The sequence below is a fragment of the Cumulibacter manganitolerans genome (genome assembly GCF_009602465.1).
In the GTDB taxonomy this organism is placed as follows: domain Bacteria; phylum Actinomycetota; class Actinomycetes; order Mycobacteriales; family Antricoccaceae; genus Cumulibacter; species Cumulibacter manganitolerans.
Genome location: NZ_WBKP01000024.1, coordinates 1 through 19,598 on the forward strand (window position 1 = coordinate 1; position 19,598 = coordinate 19,598).

Annotated in this window: 16 protein-coding genes; 7 read left to right on the top strand and 9 right to left on the bottom strand. The window is 69.3% G+C overall.

Translation table 11 applies throughout. The features are described from left to right. Positions 1-99 precede the first annotated feature (99 nt). From F8A92_RS10225 to F8A92_RS10250, 7 genes are all read left to right on the top strand, one after another. Entirely contained in the window at positions 100-405 is a 306-nt protein-coding gene (locus tag F8A92_RS10225; RefSeq protein WP_153505061.1) for a hypothetical protein, read from the top strand. Then, the gene (locus F8A92_RS10230; RefSeq protein ID WP_153505062.1) at positions 405-1,463 is read left to right on the top strand and encodes a transglycosylase SLT domain-containing protein; all 1,059 of its coding nucleotides are present in this window, start codon (positions 405-407) and stop codon (positions 1,461-1,463) included. The genes F8A92_RS10225 and F8A92_RS10230 overlap by 1 nt, the downstream gene beginning before the upstream one ends. Further along, the gene (locus F8A92_RS18600; RefSeq protein ID WP_194291442.1) at positions 1,463-2,065 is read left to right on the top strand and encodes a hypothetical protein; all 603 of its coding nucleotides are present in this window, start codon (positions 1,463-1,465) and stop codon (positions 2,063-2,065) included. Before F8A92_RS10230 ends, F8A92_RS18600 begins: the two co-directional genes overlap by 1 nt. Positions 2,066-2,076: 11 nt before the next feature. Continuing rightward, positions 2,077-3,981, top strand: a complete 1,905-nt coding sequence (locus tag F8A92_RS10235) for a type IV secretory system conjugative DNA transfer family protein (RefSeq protein WP_194291443.1) — start codon at positions 2,077-2,079, stop codon at positions 3,979-3,981. Continuing rightward, positions 3,972-4,541, top strand: a complete 570-nt coding sequence (locus F8A92_RS10240; RefSeq protein ID WP_153505064.1) for a hypothetical protein — start codon at positions 3,972-3,974, stop codon at positions 4,539-4,541. The genes F8A92_RS10235 and F8A92_RS10240 overlap by 10 nt, the downstream gene beginning before the upstream one ends. Positions 4,542-4,743: 202 nt before the next feature. Continuing rightward, complete coding sequence (locus tag F8A92_RS10245; protein WP_153505065.1) at positions 4,744-5,262, top strand: hypothetical protein; 519 nt, start codon at positions 4,744-4,746, stop codon at positions 5,260-5,262. Between the two features lie 90 nt (positions 5,263-5,352). Continuing rightward, a complete protein-coding gene (locus tag F8A92_RS10250) occupies positions 5,353-5,670 on the top strand; it encodes a YegP family protein (RefSeq protein ID WP_153505066.1) in 318 nt (105 codons plus the stop codon). A gap of 116 nt (positions 5,671-5,786) precedes the next feature. Here the strand turns inward: F8A92_RS10250 and F8A92_RS10255 are convergent, their stop codons facing one another. The 9 genes from F8A92_RS10255 to mobF form a co-directional block, all read right to left on the bottom strand. Further along, positions 5,787-6,491, bottom strand: coding sequence for an enoyl-CoA hydratase/isomerase family protein (locus tag F8A92_RS10255; RefSeq protein ID WP_153505067.1), 705 nt, complete (start codon positions 6,489-6,491; stop codon positions 5,787-5,789). After that, a complete protein-coding gene (locus F8A92_RS10260) occupies positions 6,488-8,788 on the bottom strand; it encodes an acyl-CoA dehydrogenase (protein ID WP_153505068.1) in 2,301 nt (766 codons plus the stop codon). Before F8A92_RS10260 ends, F8A92_RS10255 begins: the two co-directional genes overlap by 4 nt. A gap of 3 nt (positions 8,789-8,791) precedes the next feature. Further along, positions 8,792-10,447 (bottom strand): tripartite tricarboxylate transporter permease, encoded by a 1,656-nt coding sequence (locus F8A92_RS10265; protein WP_228389356.1) that lies wholly within the window; start codon positions 10,445-10,447, stop codon positions 8,792-8,794. Continuing rightward, a complete protein-coding gene (locus F8A92_RS10270) occupies positions 10,342-10,920 on the bottom strand; it encodes a tripartite tricarboxylate transporter TctB family protein (protein WP_153505069.1) in 579 nt (192 codons plus the stop codon). The genes F8A92_RS10265 and F8A92_RS10270 overlap by 106 nt, the downstream gene beginning before the upstream one ends. Continuing rightward, complete coding sequence (locus F8A92_RS10275; protein ID WP_153505070.1) at positions 10,917-11,951, bottom strand: tripartite tricarboxylate transporter substrate binding protein; 1,035 nt, start codon at positions 11,949-11,951, stop codon at positions 10,917-10,919. Before F8A92_RS10275 ends, F8A92_RS10270 begins: the two co-directional genes overlap by 4 nt. After that, complete coding sequence (locus tag F8A92_RS10280; RefSeq protein WP_153505071.1) at positions 11,903-13,135, bottom strand: CaiB/BaiF CoA transferase family protein; 1,233 nt, start codon at positions 13,133-13,135, stop codon at positions 11,903-11,905. The genes F8A92_RS10275 and F8A92_RS10280 overlap by 49 nt, the downstream gene beginning before the upstream one ends. A gap of 92 nt (positions 13,136-13,227) precedes the next feature. After that, the gene (locus tag F8A92_RS10285) at positions 13,228-14,184 is read right to left on the bottom strand and encodes a LysR family transcriptional regulator (RefSeq protein ID WP_153505072.1); all 957 of its coding nucleotides are present in this window, start codon (positions 14,182-14,184) and stop codon (positions 13,228-13,230) included. Continuing rightward, positions 14,181-15,095 (bottom strand): LysR family transcriptional regulator, encoded by a 915-nt coding sequence (locus F8A92_RS10290; RefSeq protein WP_153505073.1) that lies wholly within the window; start codon positions 15,093-15,095, stop codon positions 14,181-14,183. The genes F8A92_RS10285 and F8A92_RS10290 overlap by 4 nt, the downstream gene beginning before the upstream one ends. Positions 15,096-15,452: 357 nt before the next feature. Beyond that, positions 15,453-19,577, bottom strand: coding sequence for a MobF family relaxase (mobF, locus tag F8A92_RS10295; protein ID WP_153505074.1), 4,125 nt, complete (start codon positions 19,575-19,577; stop codon positions 15,453-15,455). Positions 19,578-19,598 lie beyond the last annotated feature (21 nt).

The window sequence follows — 19,598 nt, forward strand, 5'->3', positions numbered from 1 at the left end:
CCCCCCCCCCCCCCCCCCCCCCCCCCCCCCCCCCCCCCCCCCCCCCCCCCCCCCCCCCCCCCCCCCCCCCCCCCCCCTTTTGACCCGGCCGCCGCCGCCATGCAGTTCGCGGCGCAGGCGTGCGCGTGGCGGGCGGGGGAGAGCGAGCAGCAGTACCGCGCGCGGCTCGCGCCGGTCGCGACGCCGGGCGCGGCCGCGGCCTGGCAGCACGGCACCGCGCAGCGGGTGCACTGCCTGCAGCTGAACGCGGCGGTGCTGCACGCGGACGCGGCCTCGGCGAGTGTCGCGGTCACGGCCGTGCAGGTCTACCCGGACCCCGCCGACGCCGAGGGCATGCGGGCCTACCGCTGGAGCGGCACCGTCGCGCTGGCCGCGGACGGCGGCGCGTGGACGGTGACGGGCTGATGCCCGCGTCGGTGAAGCTCGCGGTGGCGGCGATCGGCGTGCTGTCGGCGCTGCTGCTGGGCATGATGTTCGCGGTCACCGGCGGCGACAGCGACGCCGCCTCCAGCGCGAAACAGCCCGGCACCAGCGCGTGCGTGGCCGGGTCCGGGCTGCGCGCGGGCACCGTGCCGAACGGGTGGGAGGCCGACATCCTGGCCGCCGCGCAGACCTCCGGCGTGCCCGGCCCGATCCTGGCCGCGCAGCTGGAGGTCGAGTCGGGCTGGAACCCGAACGCCGCCAGCACCAAGGGCGCGCGCGGGCTGGCACAGTTCCTGCCCGGCACCTGGCAGGCGTACGGTCAAGGCTCGCCGACGGACCCGAAGGCCGCGATCGCCGCCCAAGGCAAGTACATGGCCGCACTCCTGCAGGCCGTCAGCAGCGTCGCGACATCCACCGGTGCCGACAAAGTGGTGCTGGCCCTCGCGGCGTACAACGCCGGGCCCGGGCGGATCACCGAGTACCACGGGGTGCCGCCGTTCGCCGAGACCCAGGCGTACGTGGCGAAGATCCCGGCGCTGGCGCAGCAGACGTACGCCGGTGACTGCACCCAGCAGGCCGGCGGCGAGGTGGTCGTGCAGGTGGGGCCGGGGCAGTGGGCGAGCCCGCTGCCCGGCGGGATCCTGACCAGCACGTTCAGCATGCGCTGGGGTGTCATGCACTGGGGCATCGACCTCGCGGTCGCCGGCGGCCAGGTCACCGCCCCGACCGAGCTGCTGATCACGTGGGCCGGTGATCACGGTGACGGGTACGGCACGTCCGTGGTGGGGCGCACCACCGACGGCACCGACCTGCAGATGCGGTTCGGGCACTGCGCCGCCGGCTCCACCACCCTCACCACCGGCAGCACCGCTCCGGCGGGCTCGAAGCTGTGCGACATGGGCTCCACCGGGGACTCCACCGGACCGCACCTGCACTTCGAGATCTACACGCCGGGCAGCCCGCAGAACGCGTACGCCACGTCGTGCGGGTGCGCCATCGACCCGCTGCCGATCCTCACCGGGAAGGGGATGAGCTTCTGATGCGCACTCCATGGGCAGCGGTCGCGGCTGCGCTCGGCAGCGTCCTCGTCCTGGGCGCGTGCACCGCCGGCAGCGACGCGCCACCGCCGGCGCGCTCCTCCTCATCCGCGCAGGCCTCGAGCACGCCGCAGCCGCCGGTGACGAAGCCGGCGCCGATCGATCCGGCGAGCGTGGATACCAGCAACCCGGAGGTGGTGGCCGAGGCGGTCGCGGTCGCGTCGGTCACCTGGGACACCACGCTGCACGACTCGGAGTTCGACGCGGCCCGGTCGGTGACCGCGCTGATGACGCCGCAGCTGGCCGCGGCGTACGCGCCGGCCGGCCCGGACGCGCACCCCTCGACGGATGCGCGGTGGGCGCAGGCCCGCGACCTGCACGCCTACGCCGTGCCCGACGTGCGCACCGCGCAGGACAACCACGCCGCACCACCGGACACCGCCACGACGGTCTACCGCGTGTACGACGCCACCTGGACGTGGCACGGCGACGGCGGCCAGACGATCCACGACCCGCGCACCCGGTACCTGTACGTGACCGTGAGCCAGCAGCCCGACGGCCGCTGGCTCGTCTCGACGCTCGACGTCTCCGACGTCGGCGGATAGGAGAACCCACCGTGAGCTCGACCGAGCAGCAGAGCACATACCGGACGCGCCGCCAGCGCGCCGCGGCGATCGGCGGCGCCGCCCTGCTGGTCCTCGGCGCGGTGCTCGCGTGGTCGGTCGGTGGGGGACTGGCCGCCCTGATCGACGGCGACGGGTTCCGGCCCGCCTACCCGCGGCTGCACCCCGAGGCGTTCCGCGGCGTGCTGCGCGGCGACGACGGCGCGCAGCTGGTCAGCATCGCCGGCGGCGGCCCCCGCGGCTGGTGGATCGCCGCGGCCGCCGCGATCCTGCTGGTGTGGATCATTCTGGTGGTCCGCCCGCTCGTGCGGCGCGGCCGCGCCGACCCCCGCCGCAAGGTGCTGCTCAGCGCGCAGACCGCCGCCAAGGAGCTGTCCCTGGCGCAGGTCCGCAAGAACGGCCGCTACACCCGCCCCCACCTCACCAGCCGCCGCGGCGCGGGCGCGGAGTTCGGGTACTACCTCGGCCGGCTCGCCGGCTCAAAGCAGGACCTATGGGTCGACTTCGAGAAACGGGTCCGCATCATCGCCCGGCCCGGCTGGGGCAAGACCTCCCGGCTGCTGGTGCCGATCGCCCGCGGCGTCCCCGGCGCCGCACTCATCGGCTCGGTCAAGGCCGACCTGTTCGAGCAGACCGTCACCGCCCGCCAGCAGCGCGGCACGGTCCGCGTCGTCGACTTCAGCGCGCCCGCCGACCGGATCGCCGAAGGGTTCCCGGAGGTCACCTGGAACCCGATCAACGGATGCGAAGACCTCTCGGTCGCGACCCGCCGCGCCGCGGCCCTGGTCGCCGGCAGCGAGGACGGCAACCGCGAAGACCACGACGACGCGTTCTGGCGCCAATCCGCCCGCCAGGTCATCGAGGCCTGGCTGCACGCCGCCGCCCTCGCCGGCCTCGGCATCAGCGACGTGCTGCGCTGGCAGGAGAACATCCGCTCCCCCGAACCGTTCGACATCCTGCGCCAGCACCCCGCCGCCGAGCAGCGGGCCCTGCTGGCGCTGACCAAGCACCTCGACGACCGCGCCGAGCGCACCACCAGCTCCGTGGAGCGGTTCATCGTCCTCGCCCTCGGCCCGTTCGCCTCCGCGATCGGGCAACGGTTCGTCGGCGCACCCCAAGACAGTCTCGATATTCGCCGCGCGATCGCCGAGCACGAGACCATCTACCTGCTCGCCAGCGAGGACACCGCCGGCGCCGCCGCGCCCGTGCTCACCCTGTTCGCCGAGGAATGGTTCTACCAAGCCCGCGCCCTCGCCGCCTCGAAACCGGGCGGGCGCCTCGCCCCGCCCGCGGTCGCGGTCCTCGACGAGCTGCGCTGGCTCGTCCCACTCCCCAGCCTGCCCGCGATCGCCTCCCGCGACCGGGCCGCCGGCATCGGCCTCATCTACGCCCTGCAGACCATGCGCCAAGAGGTCGAGCTGTACGGGCCGAGCTCGGAATCCCTCGAGTCCGGTGCCGTGCAGGTGTCGATCTTCGGCGGCTACGACAAGTCCGCCGCGCAGACCATCACGTCGCAGGCCGGGCCCGCGCTCGTGCCGACCGTCAGCGTCGGCGGGTCGATGCTGCAGGGCCCGCACTTCACCGACAGCGAGCAGCACCAAGACGCCCTCAACGCCGCCGACCAGCAGCAGCTCCGCGACGGCGACTCCGTACTGCGCGTTTCCGGGCTACCCCTGGCGTACATGCACACCCCCAGCTTCCGCGAGAACCGCCGCCTCGCCCGCGCCATCCGCCAGGAAGAACAACAGGTGCAGCAGGCCACGGCGGCCGCGCGCGTGCACGCCGCCGACCAGCGGCAGCGGGAGTACCAGCAGCACACCGCCGCCTACCAGGCCCGCACTACCCGGCCCGAGGCGGACGATACGAGCGCGCGGGGGAGTGAGCAGTCATGGTTCTAGAGCACATCCAGCAGCGCCTGAAGTCAGAAGACCGGTACGACTGCCCGTGGTCGTGGGACTCGCTCACCCCTGAGCTGACCGCTGCGCAGTCGCGTGCACTCGTGGCGTGGGTGCTGGACTACAACGAGAACTTCGTCGTCCGCTCCAGCCACCTCATCCCGCAGTGCTGGCCCATCCACCGCGGCCTCGCCCGCGAGATCGCCGCCACCTACAGCCACTGGATGGCCGTCTTCCACCATCCCACAGCCACCCCGAGTGACGCGACGTACTTCTACGACCGCGTGCTGCCGCCGTTCCAGGACCGCATCAGCCGGTGGCTCGGCCCCCACGCCGAGAAGTGCCAGGCTGGCACGCACGACGCCGGTTGGGACAAAGACGTCGCTGAGCGCGTCAACAGGGTCCATGACTCGGCCGGCGACACCCTCCGTGCTCTCGACGGTGGGATCGCGCAGTCGCTTGCAACCACCCGCTCAGCGCCCGCGGAAGGCAGTGACGACACGGCCGACGATGCAGCAGTCGGCTCGAGCCACGGGCGCCTCGGATCGCCTGACGACCCGTGAAGGACACCGAATCAGGTGGCCTCACCGACGAGCTGAGTTCGGCACATGCGTCTCCCGCGCCTGCGCAATGGCTATTGTCCGAATGGTCCGGGCTCTGCCGGGCCCGATACCGACACATGGTTCCTCAGGATCCATAGCAGGCGTCGCGCCCGAATGCCGAGGGCTACTGAAGCATGACTCGAGAACAGGAGTTTGATCACTAATGGCCCGGCTGATGATCCATAGGATTCCCGACTGGACCTCGGGTGCGGTGGGGATCAAGGTAGTCATCGACGGACAACTACAGGCGCAGAACTTGACGCTTCGCCGGCCGGATCTTGATTTGGAGTTGCCTCCCGGGCCGCACACATTCGTGTTTCGCCAATGGTTTGGAGGAAGCCGCCAACTCCATGTGAACCTGACCAACAGGACCGGGATTCTGGTCTGGGCGAACCCCGATAACGGGCCTCGGCTGTTTCTCAAGAAGAATCGCGAGGAGTGGGTATACGCCCGGAGGGCGACTGCAGCCGAGATCCGCGACGCACGTGTCGGGGTCGGGAAGGTAGGGAGGCCGCTGCGCAGCACGATTGTGGCCTTGGTGCTTTGGGTGCTGGCGCTCGGTGCCTGGAATTCCCCGATCCCGGATGGAGGCAAGCTCGTTAGCCTCGTCTGCGCGGTCGGTATGACCGCCCTGGGTGCGTGGCGATGGTTACTGCAGCTTCGTCGACGTCGATATGGCTAGTCGCCGCGCAACAGACCGCAGCGAAGAGATTTGAAAACTGTCGGAGCTTCCGCATACCGTTTGTCCGAGCACTCAACAGGGAAGACGGTGATGAAGTTTCATGTTGGGCCCACGGAGGGCGGCGCCTACGCATGGTGGCTTCACGGCGGCAACAACGAGCAGGTTGCCTGGGCCGGTGAGACATTTGCGAGCCAGTCAAACGCCGAGCGCGCGGCGGCCTCCTTCAAGGCGGGCGCGGCGAACGCTCGGTACGAGATCTACCAGGACGGTGGGTCTCAGTGGCGATGGAGGGCTTGGCGTTCGAGCGACAAGGTGGCAGCCTCAGGGGAAGCGTTCGCCAGTCGCAACAACGCCGAGCGCGCCGCAGAGAACGTTCGCCAGGACGCAGAGAGCGCTTCGGGTGTTTGACAGCTCGTGGCCCCTACATAGTTCGGGGCTTGGTGGCTCCTCATGTGGGTGAACCGCCCCGGCGTTTCACGAGCGGGAGGCGATCGACGACACCGGCAATGAGTTCGCGTTCGCGTTCACTCACCGGAATCGTTGACCACTGGCCCGTTCAGGGCGTCGAGTAGATCATCAAACGACCTTCCCTGCGCAGTCGAGCCGCGGTAAAGCATCCCGAGAACGCCGGCCCCGGACTGTTTGGGATAGTCGGCAATCTGCCGCGCCATTGCCCTCGCGGCATTCAGCACCGCGTCGTCTTCGACCACGCGCTGAGCGATGCCGAGCCGTTCCAGGTCCGGTCCGGTTACCCGCTCGCACGTCAGAGCGAGCCGACTGCCGAGAGCGACGGAGTGCCTGTACAGCAGCCACGCCAGGTTCACGGGCGGCATCATTCCGATCCGTGCCTCCATCACCTCGAGGAAGGCGCTCCGTCCCGCGATGACGATGTCGCCAGCGAAAGTTAGCGCCGCCCCGGCGTTGATCGCGGCTCCCTCCAGTGCGATCACGAGGGGAGTGTGCATGGCGGCGATCGACCGGTGAAAGGACTGCCACGCCGGCGCGATCTCCGCCACGCCCGGGTCCTTGAGATCGAGACCGGAGCAAAGGCTTCCGCCCGCTCCGTGGATCAGGATCGCGCCGACTTCGTCAGCGCGGTTCGCGGAGCCGACTTCAGCGTGCAGCTCGGTAACCAGGCCCGCCGTCAAGGCATTCCGCCGTTCCGGGCGATTCAAAGTGATCTCGGCAACCGGGCCGTTGCGGACGGCGAGCACCTGCGGCTTGGTCATCTGGGCATTCCCATCCGTCGCTCGGCGATAATCCTGCGCTGGATCTGATTGGTTCCGCGGGCTATGCGTCGTCCAGGCGACTCGAGCATCACTCGTTGCAGGGTCGTCAGCTGGTAGCCGTCACCCGTCGGCCGCACGATGCCGTCGACACCCAGTAGACGAGCGGCGTCCAGGCCGAACCGCACGTGGTATTCCGACCAGTTCAGCTTGTCAACACTGAGCAGATCGTCGGCCGGCTCGCCGCTCCGAATCTGGTCGACCACTCGGCGGCCGTTGTACTTCATCTTGGCGATCTCGAGCCACAGCTCGACGAGGTCAGGTGAACCCTCCTCGAGCCGGCCCAGTTCATCCAGGCGCTCGACGAGCATGTCGAACTCACGCAGATATCCGAGGTGCTGCGACGTGATCTCGCCGGCCCGCTCAGCGCCCAACGTCGTCATTGCCACGTGCCAGCCTCCGTTCAGCTCACCGACGACGTCGTCCAGCGGTACCACCGTGTTTTCGAACCGCACCTCGTTGAATCCGTAGTCGCCAGGCATCATCCGCAGCGGAGTCACCTGGACTCCGTTGGCGTCCATGTCTGCAATGCAGTAGGTGATACCGCGGTGCGGCGCCGCATCGACGTCGGTCCGGCAAAGGAGGAAGATCTTGTTAGCGCGGTGCGCTCCTGATTGCCACACCTTCGTTCCGTTGACGACTAGGCCAGCCCCTTCCTGAACCCCGCGAGTCTCCAGGCTGGCAAGATCGGAGCCATGCTCGGGCTCGGAGAAGCCCTGGCAATAGACGTCCTCACCGGAGAGGATGCGCGGGAGCAGGCGCGCTTTCTGATCGGCGCTTCCGTGCGATAGCAGGGCGGGCGCGAGCAGCGTCTCGCCCATTCCCATGGTCGGGCGGGGGATGCCGGCTGCTGCGAACTCCTCATTCACGGCAATGCACTCCAGCTCGTCAAGCGCTCGGCCGCCATACTCCTTCGGCCACGACAGGCAGAGCCACCCGCCGTCGCGCACCCGATCGATCCAGTCTCGATCTTGCGCGCTGTGCCGGTACGACATCGGCTCGTGCGCGGTGAGCGCCGCAGGGGCGTGTGACCGGTTCTGTGTGATCCACTCCCGAACCTCGCTGCGAATTGCCGCCGCCGCGTCATCCGCGGCGCTCCACTGGTGCTTCAGTGTGGTGCTCCGGTTCTGTATCTCTGTGGCAAGCTGCGCCCGTCGCCGGCGGTCGTCGCCACCGAGGACCCGGTTTGCGACCGCCCGCTTGTAGTGCCGATGCAGACCCAGCTCCCATGTGAAGCCAATGCCGCCGTGCAGCTGGATCACCTCCAGCGCCACGCGGGCGTGAAGACGGTCCGCGACGATCTTGGCCGCCGTGGCCGTCTCCTCCATGGCCGTCAGATCGGCGCCTTGGAGTGAGTCGACGGCGGCGAACGCGAGCGACCGCGCGGGTTCAATCTCCCGGAACAGATCGGCGGCAGTGAACTTCAGCGCCTGCATTCCGGCCAGCACCTGCCCGAACTGCTCACGGACCTTGAGGTAGTCGACGGCAGTCCTCAGCAGGTGGTCGCACGACCCGAGGGCCTCCATCGTGGCGAGCGCCAGCGCGACCGCTCTCGACCGCGTGACGGTATCGCCGGCCTCGTCACCACCGATGACAGCCTCCGCCTTCAGTTCGACCTCCGGTGCAATACCGAGCTGAGTCGTCGTGTCGAGCGACGGAACGGTGGCGACCTGGAGCTCGTCGGCGCTCAGTGCATCGCTCAGCCAGATCTCCAGCCCTGCGGCCGTCTCCACCGGGATCAGCAAGCGCACGTGCCCGGCGACGGGATGCCCGATTATGACGTCGGAGTCGGTCCGGCCATCGAACCTGCGCGATGGCAGGACCGATCTGCTCAGCATCGCCCTGCCTGGTGTCTCGGAGACCCAGACGCGGTCGGTGTAAAGCCAGGTCGGCACCACAGCCTGCTGCGCAGCGATGATTTCTCCGAGCAGTTGGGTGACCGCTACGGACCGAGCAGCTGTCAGCGCAGCGATACCGGCTTGCGCGGCAGGCATCCCGCCGATCACTGGGCATCGTCCGAGCTCGCTCATCGCTGCGGCAACGTCCCCCCAGTCGCCGCCCAGGCCACCCATCTCTTCCGGGACCGCTATTGACAACAGTGACAGCTCCGTCGTTACGGACTGCCAAGCGTCGTGCTCGACGAGCTGGTCATCGGAGGTGTACGGGCGATCGACGCGTTCGAGGACGGCACGTACCGATCGAGCGAAATCCTGTTGGTCACGAGAAAAGCAGAGGGGCACTGCTTAGCCCTCCTTCGAGGTAGTTGAGGTAGTGAGCTGCTCACTGGGCGTTTCGTCGATTTCCAGTTGCGGACGTGAGGTGGCGCGGTGCCGCAGCACCGCGCGGGCGACCAGGCCGAGGACGACGAGGCTGACGAGCACGACGAGCACCGGCCGGCCCAGGAAGTAGGTGAGATCGCCGTGGGCGAGCCCGAGTGACTGCCGCAGCGACGACTCGAGCGTCGGGCCGAGCACCACCGCGAGGACGAGCGGCGCCGGGTTGATATCGGCCCGCCGAAACCACAGGCCGAGGAGCCCGGAGACGAACATGATGCCGACATCGAACATGCTGTTGTTCTCCGAGTACACGCCGACGATGCAGACGCCGATGACGATCGACATCAGAATTCCCGGGGGCACCGATAGCACCCTGGTGAACAACCCCACGAGCGGCAGGTTCAGCAGGAGAAGCAGCACGTTGGCGACGTACATCGCTGCGATGACCGTCCAGAACACTCCTGGCTGGTCCTGGATGAACGTCGGTCCCGGCACGATGTTGTTGAGTAGGAGCGCCGACAGCATCATCGCCATGACCGGCGCGAAGGGGATGCCGAGCACCAGCAGCGGAATGAACGCAGCGCCGGCGGCTGCGTTGTTCGCCGACTCAGGACCGGCCACCCCTTCGATCGCGCCCTTGCCGAATTCGTTGCGATGCTTCGAGAAGCGGCGCTCGATGACGTACGAGGCGAACGTGGAGATGACGGCAGCCGGGCCGGGGACGAGCCCGAGACCGAATCCGATTCCGGTTCCTCGTGCAATCGCGGGAACGGAGCGACGAGCCTCGGCACGAGTCGGAAGAAGCTCGCGTAGCTTCGGGGCCTTCACCCGACTGGTCGACCACTTGTCGAGCATCTGGTCGAGCACCTCCGCAATGCCGAACATCCCCATTGCCACTGCGACGAAGCTGATTCCTCCGGAGAGCTCGGTGGAGCCGAAGGTGAACCGCGGCACCGAGCCGAGCGGGTCTACTCCGACGAGTGAGATGGCTACGCCGAGCACGACCATCAGCACCGACTTGACCATGTGACCCGGGGTCAGCACGCTGAGCATCACCAATCCGGCGACCGTCAGCGCGAGGTACTCCGGTGGGCCGAGCTGAACCGCGACCCTGCCGAGCGCGGGCGCGACGAACATCAGCCCGACGACGGCCACTGTTCCAGCGACGAACGAGCCGATCGCGGCGATAGACAAGGCGGCCCCGCCCCGCCCACGTTTCGTCATCTGATAGCCGTCGACGGTGGTCATTACCGAGGCGGACTCCCCGGGCAGGTTCAGCAGAATCGACGTCGTCGATCCTCCGTACGCGGCGCCGTAGTAGATGCCGGCGAACAAGATCAGCGAGCCGGTAGCACCCAACTGAGGTGTGAGCCCCAACAGCATCGCCATGGCGCCGAGCGGTCCGATCCCGGGCAGCACCCCGACGAGGCTCCCGAGCACGACTCCGCCGAGTCCGAGCAGGAGATACTGCCATGTGAAGAACTGCTCGAAGCCGTTTACCAAATCGGTCAGCATGGCTATCCCGCCGTCATTGAGCCGAAGGGCAACGGAATGGAGAGCCACATGGCGAAGACCAGGTAGCCCGCGACATAGAAGCCGATGCCCACCAAGAGCGACGCCCACCAACTGGTGCGCATTATGTAGGCCAGCACGCCGACTACGACCGCGGCCGTGACGAGAAGCCCGACGACGCTCGTAGCCAGCAGCACGAACGCAAAGCAGCCGATGCACGCGGCTATCGCGAGCGACGGCGAGAGCCGCGCGGTAAGCGTGGCGCTGTCCTCCGCCGCCTCGGTCAGCAGCTGGTCATGCGCCCCGGCGAGATCGGGAACAACGACCTCGCTCCCTACCGCGCCGGTGTCGACGTGCGCCGACCTCCGGGCGCGGAGGCCGGACAGCAGAAGGGACGCGGCGAAGAACACCAGACCGATGCCGATCAGCAGGGGCACGAAGCCACTGCCGGGAGCGGCGAGCGAGCCGACGCCATAATCGAGCGCGCCGACGATCATGCCGACGCCCAGCACCGTGAGCGCGAGCGTGAGCGAGGCCTCCGCGCGTCGAGTGCTGCCGTGAACGTCGGGGGCGACGGTGCTCATAGGAGTCCGGCCTTCTTGAGCTTCGCGACCGCCTTCAGTTGCTCTTGGGCGACCTTCTTCTGCTCCGGTCCCGAGCGGAACACCAGGTCAAGACCGGTCGACGTCGCCGTCTGCTTCAGCTCCGGGGAAGCCAGTGCCTTCTTGACCTGCTTCGCCAGGGTCTCGACGATCGCGTCGGGTACGCCGGCGGGTGCGTAGACGCCGTAGCGGGACTCCCACTCGACGTCGATTCCGGACTCGCTCGCGGTCGGCACATCTGGGAGGAAGGGCGAACGGTCGGACCCCACGGTCGCTAGAACTCGCATCGTGCCGGCCTTTACCTGGGGGAGCGCTGCCGCGTTCTGGGTCAGCGTGGCGTCGAGGTTGCCGCCCAGAATTGCCGTCGTCGTGGCCGCGTCACCGTCGTATGCCACGTGCGAGAACTTGACGCCCGCTTTCTCCTCGAGCATGGTGATCGGGATCTCATAGGCCGGTGGGCCGCCTCCCATGGTGATCTGCCCCGGCTTCGTCTTGGCGTCGGCCAGGAGCTCTTCGATCGTCTGATACGGCGACGATGCGGGAACGGCGACCAGCGGGCCACCGGAGGTCACGCCCGCTATGTAAGTGATGTCGGTGACCGGGTCGTAGGAGACCTTCGACATGGCAGGAGTGAGCGAGACCGGTCCGGCAGGTGAGATGGAGATTGTGTATCCGTCACTCTTGGCGTTGACCATCTCGGTCATTCCGACCAGGCCTGCACCGCCACCCTTGTTGACGACCTGCAGCTGCTGCCCGAGGTCACCCTGCTTGTTGACCTGATCGACGATCGCGCGAGCGATGATGTCCGACCCGCCACCTGCCGGGTACGGCACGATGACGTCGATGGTCTTCTGCGGGTAGGAGTCGGTACTGCTTTCCGAGCTACTGGGAGCGCCGCAGGCGCTCATTAGGCCCGTGGTGGTGACGATGACGGCGGCACTTGCCCGCCGGATGGTTGTCGAGTTCATGATTCTTCCTTCTTGGTGACGAGGGGTGCGGCGGCTTCGCGCCACAACTCCGATGGATCCAGGTCGAGGAGCGCTGTATCGGCGCCCAGTGGCCGAGGCGGATGCGGATGCGGAGCTACGCCGTCCCACATGAACGGGCTGCCGACGAGGTGGGTCACGGGTCCGTCCCCCGGTGCCTTCAGGAACACCGATCCTGGGCTGCTGGTCCGGGCCCGAAAAGCGTCCGGGTAGTCACGGATCGAGCCGACCACCACACCGACCGACGAGAGTCTGTTGACGACCTCTTCGCGGTCGAGCTCGGCGAGCGCGGCCGCTAGTGCGGCATGCAGGGCCGGCCGATGTCGCGCCCGGTCGGTCGATGTGGCAAACCGCGGATCCGCCGCGATGTCCGGCCTATCGATCGCGTCGCAGAGTGCCTGCCACGGACGCGGCATGTACGCGGAGATCACCACGTAGCCATCACGGACCCGGACGACGTCAGCGGCCGGTGCAGCGCTCGGCTGACCGTTGCCCTTTCGAACGGGCTCATCGCCCGTGAGGAGCCAGTCCATCCAGCCCGCAGCCTGCAGATGTAAGGCTACGTCCCATAGGGAAATGCGGATGTGGGTTCCGCGACCGGTACGGCTGCGCTGCAACAAGGCCGCGGTGACGGCCTGTGCCGCGGCCATCGCCGACGCCGCGTCGACGACCGTGAATCCCACGCGCTGCGGCTCATCACCGGCGGAACCGGTCACCCACATGATTCCGGATTCAGCCTGCGCGGCGATGTCGAGGCCTGGGCGACGGCTCAGATGACCCTCTTCCCCGAACCCACTGAGGGTAAGGATGACCGCCGACGGGTTGCGTCGGTGGATCTCGCGCGGGGACAGCCCGTACCGCTCGAGTGCTCCCGGTTTGAGATTGCTCAGCACCACGTCGGCATCCGAGACCAACGCGAGTGCCCTGGGACGATCAGCCTCGGCCGCGAGGTCGAGCTCCACCATCCGTTTGCCGCGGTTGTAGGCGTTGAACATCGCCGGACCGAGGCCGGCGAGGTTGCGGCAGGCCTCACCGCCTGGCGGCTCGACCTTGACGACGGTTGCGCCCTGATCGAGCAGGACCTGCGCAGCGCCCGGCACTGCGATGTACTGACCGAACTCGACGATCCGGAAACCCGCCAGCGGTAGCGATCCAGACGAGTCGGCGTTCCTTGCGTCGTGCTCGGTAAGGCGGGGTTGAACAGTCGACATGCAGTGTGCTCCTGTGCGCGCTCCGTGGCGGGTGGACTTGGTGGGCGAGTATGTCCAGCGTCACGAATATGCGTCAATCACAGGTCAAGCCATCAGCTATTTGCTCCCCTTATAGTGCCTGCGTGGAGGCGCGGACGAGCGGCGTAGCTCCTGGCGGCGACCTCCACCGACTGAGCCAGAACGGTGGCGATGAGAGGCCGGCGGTCGTCGGCGCGGGCTACCGTCACGAACCGTCGTACGAACGGCTCGTCGAACAACGCAACCTTGAGGCCGAGGGCCATGAGCTCCTCGCGATGCATGTACTCGCACAGAAACCCGCCGACACCCCCCAGAGCGAGGTCGGCGAAGGCATACCGATCGGACACCCGGGCGCGGATGAACCTGCTCACGAGGGCCGTCCTGGAGCGCAGCACGGCGTAGACGTCACTGGATTCGAAATAGGGCACGACGATGAGCCCGAACTGCTCGAGGTGAGCGAGGGTCGCGGTTTCCGCGTCGACCTCGGCATACGCGGGAAAGGCGTAGGCGATGTCGGCCACCCCGAGCGGTACCTGGACGGTCCCCTCCAGCGGGCGCGTCATGTACTCCGTCATGCCGAAATCGGACTCCGCCGCTGCGACGGAGTAGGCGACGTCGGCGACAATCGGACGCCGGGGGGCGCGCACTGACATCCGCAGCGCCGGATGTCGAGTCATCAGCCCGGCCAGCAGCTCTGCGCCGAGGCCCTCGGCCAGGGTCGGTGTCGTCTGCACGAAAAGCGAGCCCGATTCCGCGACCGACGACCTTCGAGCGTCGTCGAGCACTCCGTCCATTGCGCGCAGCGCCTCCGCCGCGGTGTCGGCCATCTCGCGCCCGCGCGCATTCAGTCGCGCCCCCTGTCGAACGCGTTCGACGAGCCGGGCGCCGGCGAGCCGCTCGACCTGCCGGATCGTGGCGGCGAACGTCGAGGGTGTCACGTACATTGCCGATGCGGCAGCCGCAAACCCTTCGTGCTCCAGCAACGCGACCAGCGCAGCCAGGTGCCTGCGCTCAATCCCTGCGGCCCTCACGGGGACGTCGCCTCGAACTCACGTTGAGCGATCGCGATGAATTCACGCGCCGTGGGAGAGCGGCCGTCGCGCTCCGTGGCCACCACGACTGTGAGCACCGGCGGGTCCAGAGGCCTAACCACCCGGGCACCCGAGGCGCGGTAGCCGTCGCCGACTCGCCGTGGCACGAAAAGCACGCCCCTGCCCCGCAGAGCGAGACGAATAAGCAGGCCGTGATATCCCGCCCGCAAGATGGTGGCCTCCGCGACGGCCTCCGGGCCAATACGACGCGCTATCGCTCGGCTGATGACGCCGAAGCCGGTCATGCTGAGCAGACCGAGGGCCGCAAGGTCATCGACCGTCGGCCTCAGCGGCAGGGTCGCTCTCGGCGGGACGATCGCGACCAACTCGATATCGCCCAAGAGGGTTACCTCGACACCGTCGAGGTTGTCGTCCTCGGTCGTGACCGCCACATCCGCGAGTCCTCCGCGAATGACGTCGAAGGCGTCGGCACCGATCCCGAGCGGCTCCATCTCGATCCCTATCTCAGGATGGCTGCGGTGCATCGCGCTCACCAACCGGGCCACGGGCTCACGCATCAAGGTTGGCCGGCACACGGTGCGCAAGGTGCCGAGCCGCGCTTCACCGACCCGATACGCCGACTGCTCAAGCGCCCGCACCGCTTGCCGGGCACGTCGCGCCGCCGGAAGCAGCTCCTCCCCCGACGCTGTCAACAGGACCCCACCGGCTGTGCGGCTGAACAGCCGTAGTCCCAGCTTCGCCTCGAGCTTGCTGATCGCCAGGGTCAGGGCCGGTTGTGAAATACCCAGCGCGTGGGCCGCTGATGTGAAGGACTGGTGGGCTTCGAGCTCGACAAAGTAATCGATCTCCGCACGAGTCAGCGACGTCGACGAGACCGGAGAGACGGGCACACGGAAACCCTAGTCGTAGGACGCTTGCGGCACATACCCTCTGATGTTCGTGGCGGCGCCCCCGCCGCTCGCCGCGCGAGCCAGGCCCGCGGCCCTCCATGTGTCGGACCCCCTTCGTGGACGTCACACCGCAATTGCAGTAGATCGGGTTTACGCCGGTGTAACGACCGGAGGCGCAGAAAAGGCCCTTTCAAAGCGGTACGAATGCTGCTTGCTAAGCAAAGAGTGTCGGCGGCCACGACGAAATTGCCCGGGCGCGGGCCCTGGATCACCGAGCCGGGAGGTGGCTGCAGTACGACTACGGCGACGGCCCGGTCGTCGACGACGTCAAGACGGTGCTGTTAGTTGGGGGAGTGGTTAGCCGCGTTCGTAGTCGTGATCCCGCTCGGTCTCGTACCGCGGACCGTCTGGGTCGTTCATGTGGGCCGGCGCCGTCGAGGTTGTGCCGTAGCCGTCGGCCCGCCGCTCGCTCTCCATGCGCAGGTCGCGGTGCTGCTGCTGCAACATCTCGATCTGGCGGGTCAGGACCGCGATGCTCCGGGCAGCGCTTTCGCGTTCGGCTCGGTCCTCGGTGACGGCTCGCTCGCGCCGCGCTGGGGCGTCGTGCAGTCCGGCGGATGCGTGCGCGCGCACTTGTGGCCAGTGCTGTGCGTCGGGTAGTCCTGCCGCGGCGTGGCCAGCGTCTGCGGTCATTGCCTGGGCGCGCTGCTGCGCCTTGTCCCGCTCGGCTCGTGCCGCGGTGACGGCGTGCGCCCATTGTTCGCGTTCCCGCCGCCGCGGCGTGTGTGCCTCGAGCTGCTCGAGGCGAGTGGAGAGCTCTGCCGCTTCGTCTGCGGCCTGCCGAGCGGCCGCGGCCCGTTCCTCGGCCTGGTCTAGGCGTTCCAGGGTCGCCGTCCACGTCGCGACGTCCCGGTCGACCTCCTGCGCGCGCGGCCCCTCATTACCCGCGCCGGCAGCCTGCTCCGCGGAGCGCGCCGCCTGGAACCGGCGTTCGGCACGCGCCGCGAGCCGCTCAGTGTCGACCAGCCGTGTCTGCAGGTCCTCGACGGAGAGGTCCCCGTACGGCCGTCCGGCCTCGGGCTGTTCGGGCTGGGGCTGAGGTAGCGCGGTGCGGGCGCGGTTCCACTGCTCCCTGTTCAGGGGGTTGGCTGGTTCGGGGCCGAGCGGTTCGCGTGAGGTGATGTCGTGTGCTTCGCGGTAGGCCGCGATCATGCCAGCGCGGTGCTGCCAGTCCGCTCGAGCGTCAGGCTCCTGCGGGAGGTCGCCGAGCGCGCTGGACCACGCGGGCCTCCCCACGGCTGCTCGGGCGCCGAGCTCCGCGGCGCGGTCACGTGCTGCTGCGAGGAGGGCATCGCTGTAGGCGTCGACGCCGCCGGCCGGCAGCCAGTCGCCTGCCTCTGCTGATGGTTGTGGCTGCTCCGCCAGTCGGGCGGCAAGTACGCGGGCGGGGGAGTCCGCGCCGGCCATGGGGCGGGACTGGTAGGCGCGGCGCAGGTCCTCGGCAGCCTGCTCCCCGCGCCAGTGCAGGACCTCGCGCAGGTAGGGCCAGGCGTCGTCGCCGCGCACGTCGGCGGCAACATGCGCCGGCAGCGCCGCGTCGAGGAGGGCGCCGTCGGTGCCGGCGTGCTCGCGCACGTACCGCCATCGCTGCAGCTGGGTGGTGATGCTGGCGGCCCGCTCGTCCTCTTCGCGGATGGACTCGGTCGCCGACACGGCAGCATCCGAGTGCTCCAGCACCGCGCGCAGCACAGCCCGTGCCGGCTGGTTCGGGTCCGCGGGGCGTTCGGCCTCGGCATCGAGCAGGTGCTCGGTGACGGTGTAGAGCTGGTTGCGGCGCCGCCCGCGCGTGGCCGCGACGTACAGCACCTCGCGGGTGAGGGTGTCATCGACCAGGGCGTGCACGTGGTCGACCGTGAGGCCTTGGGCGCGGTGCGCGGTCATCGCGTACCCGAGCTCGACGTTCGCCTGCACGTACCCGCCGGGCAGCACGCACACTCCGTGCCGGCCGGTGACCGCCAGCCCGCCGTCCGACCCGAGCTCAGTGATGGTCCAGAGGTCGCCGTTCTTCACGAAGTCCCCGCCGACCCGCAGGGTGCGGTCGTTGCGGCGGGTGACGATGATGTCGCCGACGCTGGCACGGCTGCCGTTACGCAGCACCACGCCCGGCCCGGTGACGTGGCCGGCGGCGATCCGGTCCGCGCGCACCCTCTCGGACAGTGCCTGCACGGTCTGGTTGTCGGTGGCGATCATGACCGACTCCACGTCCCCGGCTTGGTCGCGCTGCCAGGCGGTGTAGATGTCCTCGAGCATCGCCTCGCGGCTGCCGGAGCGGACCCGGTCGTGCTCGACGTACGCCTCGATGGCTTCGGCGTCCCCGGCGCGCAGTGCGAGGCTGGCCTCGGCCTCCCACTCGCGCAGCACCCGCTTCCCGGTCACGGGGTCGACGTCGGCGAACCGCCACACCGTGGACAGCTGGGCCGCGCCGACCTCGTTCTGGATCAACCGGAGGCCGCCGCCGGAGGCGATCGCGGCCAGCTGCCGCGGGTCACCGACCAGCACCACGTGCGCGCCGTCGCGCGTCGCGGCCTGCACCACGCGGTCCAGGTTCAGGGTGCCGGCCATGCCGGCCTCGTCCACGATCACGAGCTCACCGGGCTGGAACTGCGCGGCCGGCTGCCCGGCGCGCCGCAGCGTGGCCCAGTAGTCGATGGTGGCGGCCTGGTCCATCCCGGTCTCGGTGCGCAGCACCGACGCCGCGGCCGCGGTCGGGGCGAGGCCGCGCACAGGCCGGCCACCGGCCCGCTGCCACACGTCCACCAGCGCTCTCATGGTCGTGGTCTTCCCGGTCCCCGCCGGGCCGACGAGCAGCTGCACGCGCCGCTCGCCCTCGGCGAGCTGTCGCACCACCGCCAGCTGGTCACTCGCGAGGTCGTGATCACCCAGCACCAGGTCTACCGACGCGGTCGGGAGCCGGGCGGGGGTGTGTTCGCGGGCGGCGTCCAGCAGCCGCGCCTCGGCCGCCAGCAGGGTGCGGGTGGAGGCGCGTCGCGAGGCGGGGGCCTCCCAGATCGGCGCACCGTCCGCGCGCCGCAGCTCCCCCGGCGTGCGGACGCGCTCGGGCACGGAGACCTCCACGACGTCCTCCAGGCGCCCCGCGGCGGCCGTGATCGCCGCGATCAGCTCATCGCGGGCCTGTGGCGAGGGGAGCCGGATGGTCGCGGTGTGCCGCTGCGCGGCGGCGGCGATGTGCCGCTCGGTCCAGTCCGAGCGGCGCTCCTGCAGCTCGGCGACCACCTCGCCGGCGATCCGCGCAATCTCCACCTCACCCAGACGGTCGACGGTCGCCCCTAGCGTGCGGGGGGCCAGGTCCGCCGCGAGCTGCGCACGTTCGGCGGGGGTGAGGATGCTCGCGGCGACCCGTTCCCACTCCGCGCGTTCGCTCGCCTCGGTGCTGCCCTTGTCCTTCTCGGGCCGCTGCGCCAGGCAGGCGGCCTGCGCCAGCTCGTACTGCACCGCCTTCGGTGGCTCGTGCCCATGTGCGTTGCGGTAGTCGCGTACCCGGGCGGCGTAGTCGGCCTCGATCTGCTGGCGTCGCTGGCTGAACGCGACAATCAGCGCCTCGGGCACCTGCGCGAGCTCGCGGATCGGCGCGACCGCGTCCGCCGGCTGGTCCGACCGGACCCGAAACGACCACCCGAGGCGGCTGTGCAGCTCGTCCTCCAGGACCCGGTTGTACCGCTCGGAGAACGCCACGTTCGCCTTGTACAGGCCCCGGGAGTCCAGGGTCAGCCACCGCTGCGACCCGTCCGGCAGGGTCGCGAGGACCTTGTTCGACATGACTAGGTGGGTGTGCAGGTCCGGGTCGCCGGCGCGGCTGGTGCGGTGCGTGAACGCCGCCGCGACCAACCCGCTCACGTTCACGTGCCCGACACCGTCGGCACCGGTGCGGGCCGTGATCGCCTCCCGCTCGATCCACGCCAACGTGCTCGCAACGGCCACCTCATGCGCCGCCTCGATCTCGGCGGCGACCCCGGGAGTCGCTAAGGCCCACGCCACCGACACGCTCTTGACGGGGGAGAAGGTGCTGTCGAACCCGGCCACCGCCTGCCGCTCACCGCGGCGCTCTTCCTCCGCCCGCACCGCCGCTTCGTCGGCGGGGGACAGCGGGCCCATCTTCGCCAGCCGTGCCGCGATCCGCTCGTCCACGGTCGCGAAGATCCGGTACCGCGAACCCAGCTGCTCACCCGTGTCCGGGTGCAATCCGAGCCCGAGCAGGTTCGCCAGCTGCGACTCCCGCACCTCACCAGACACGCCCACGGCCGCCAGCCCGGCACCCATCCACACCCCGGCCGGGTTGCCGCTGCGCACGTAGTACTCACCCAGCCGCTCGCCGGGCTCCCGCGGCTCATCCGCGCTAGCCACCATCGCCGTGTAGTAGCGATACCCGTCGCCAGCGCCGATCCGATGCAGGGTCGCCGTCACGCCCGCAGCCTATCCCACATT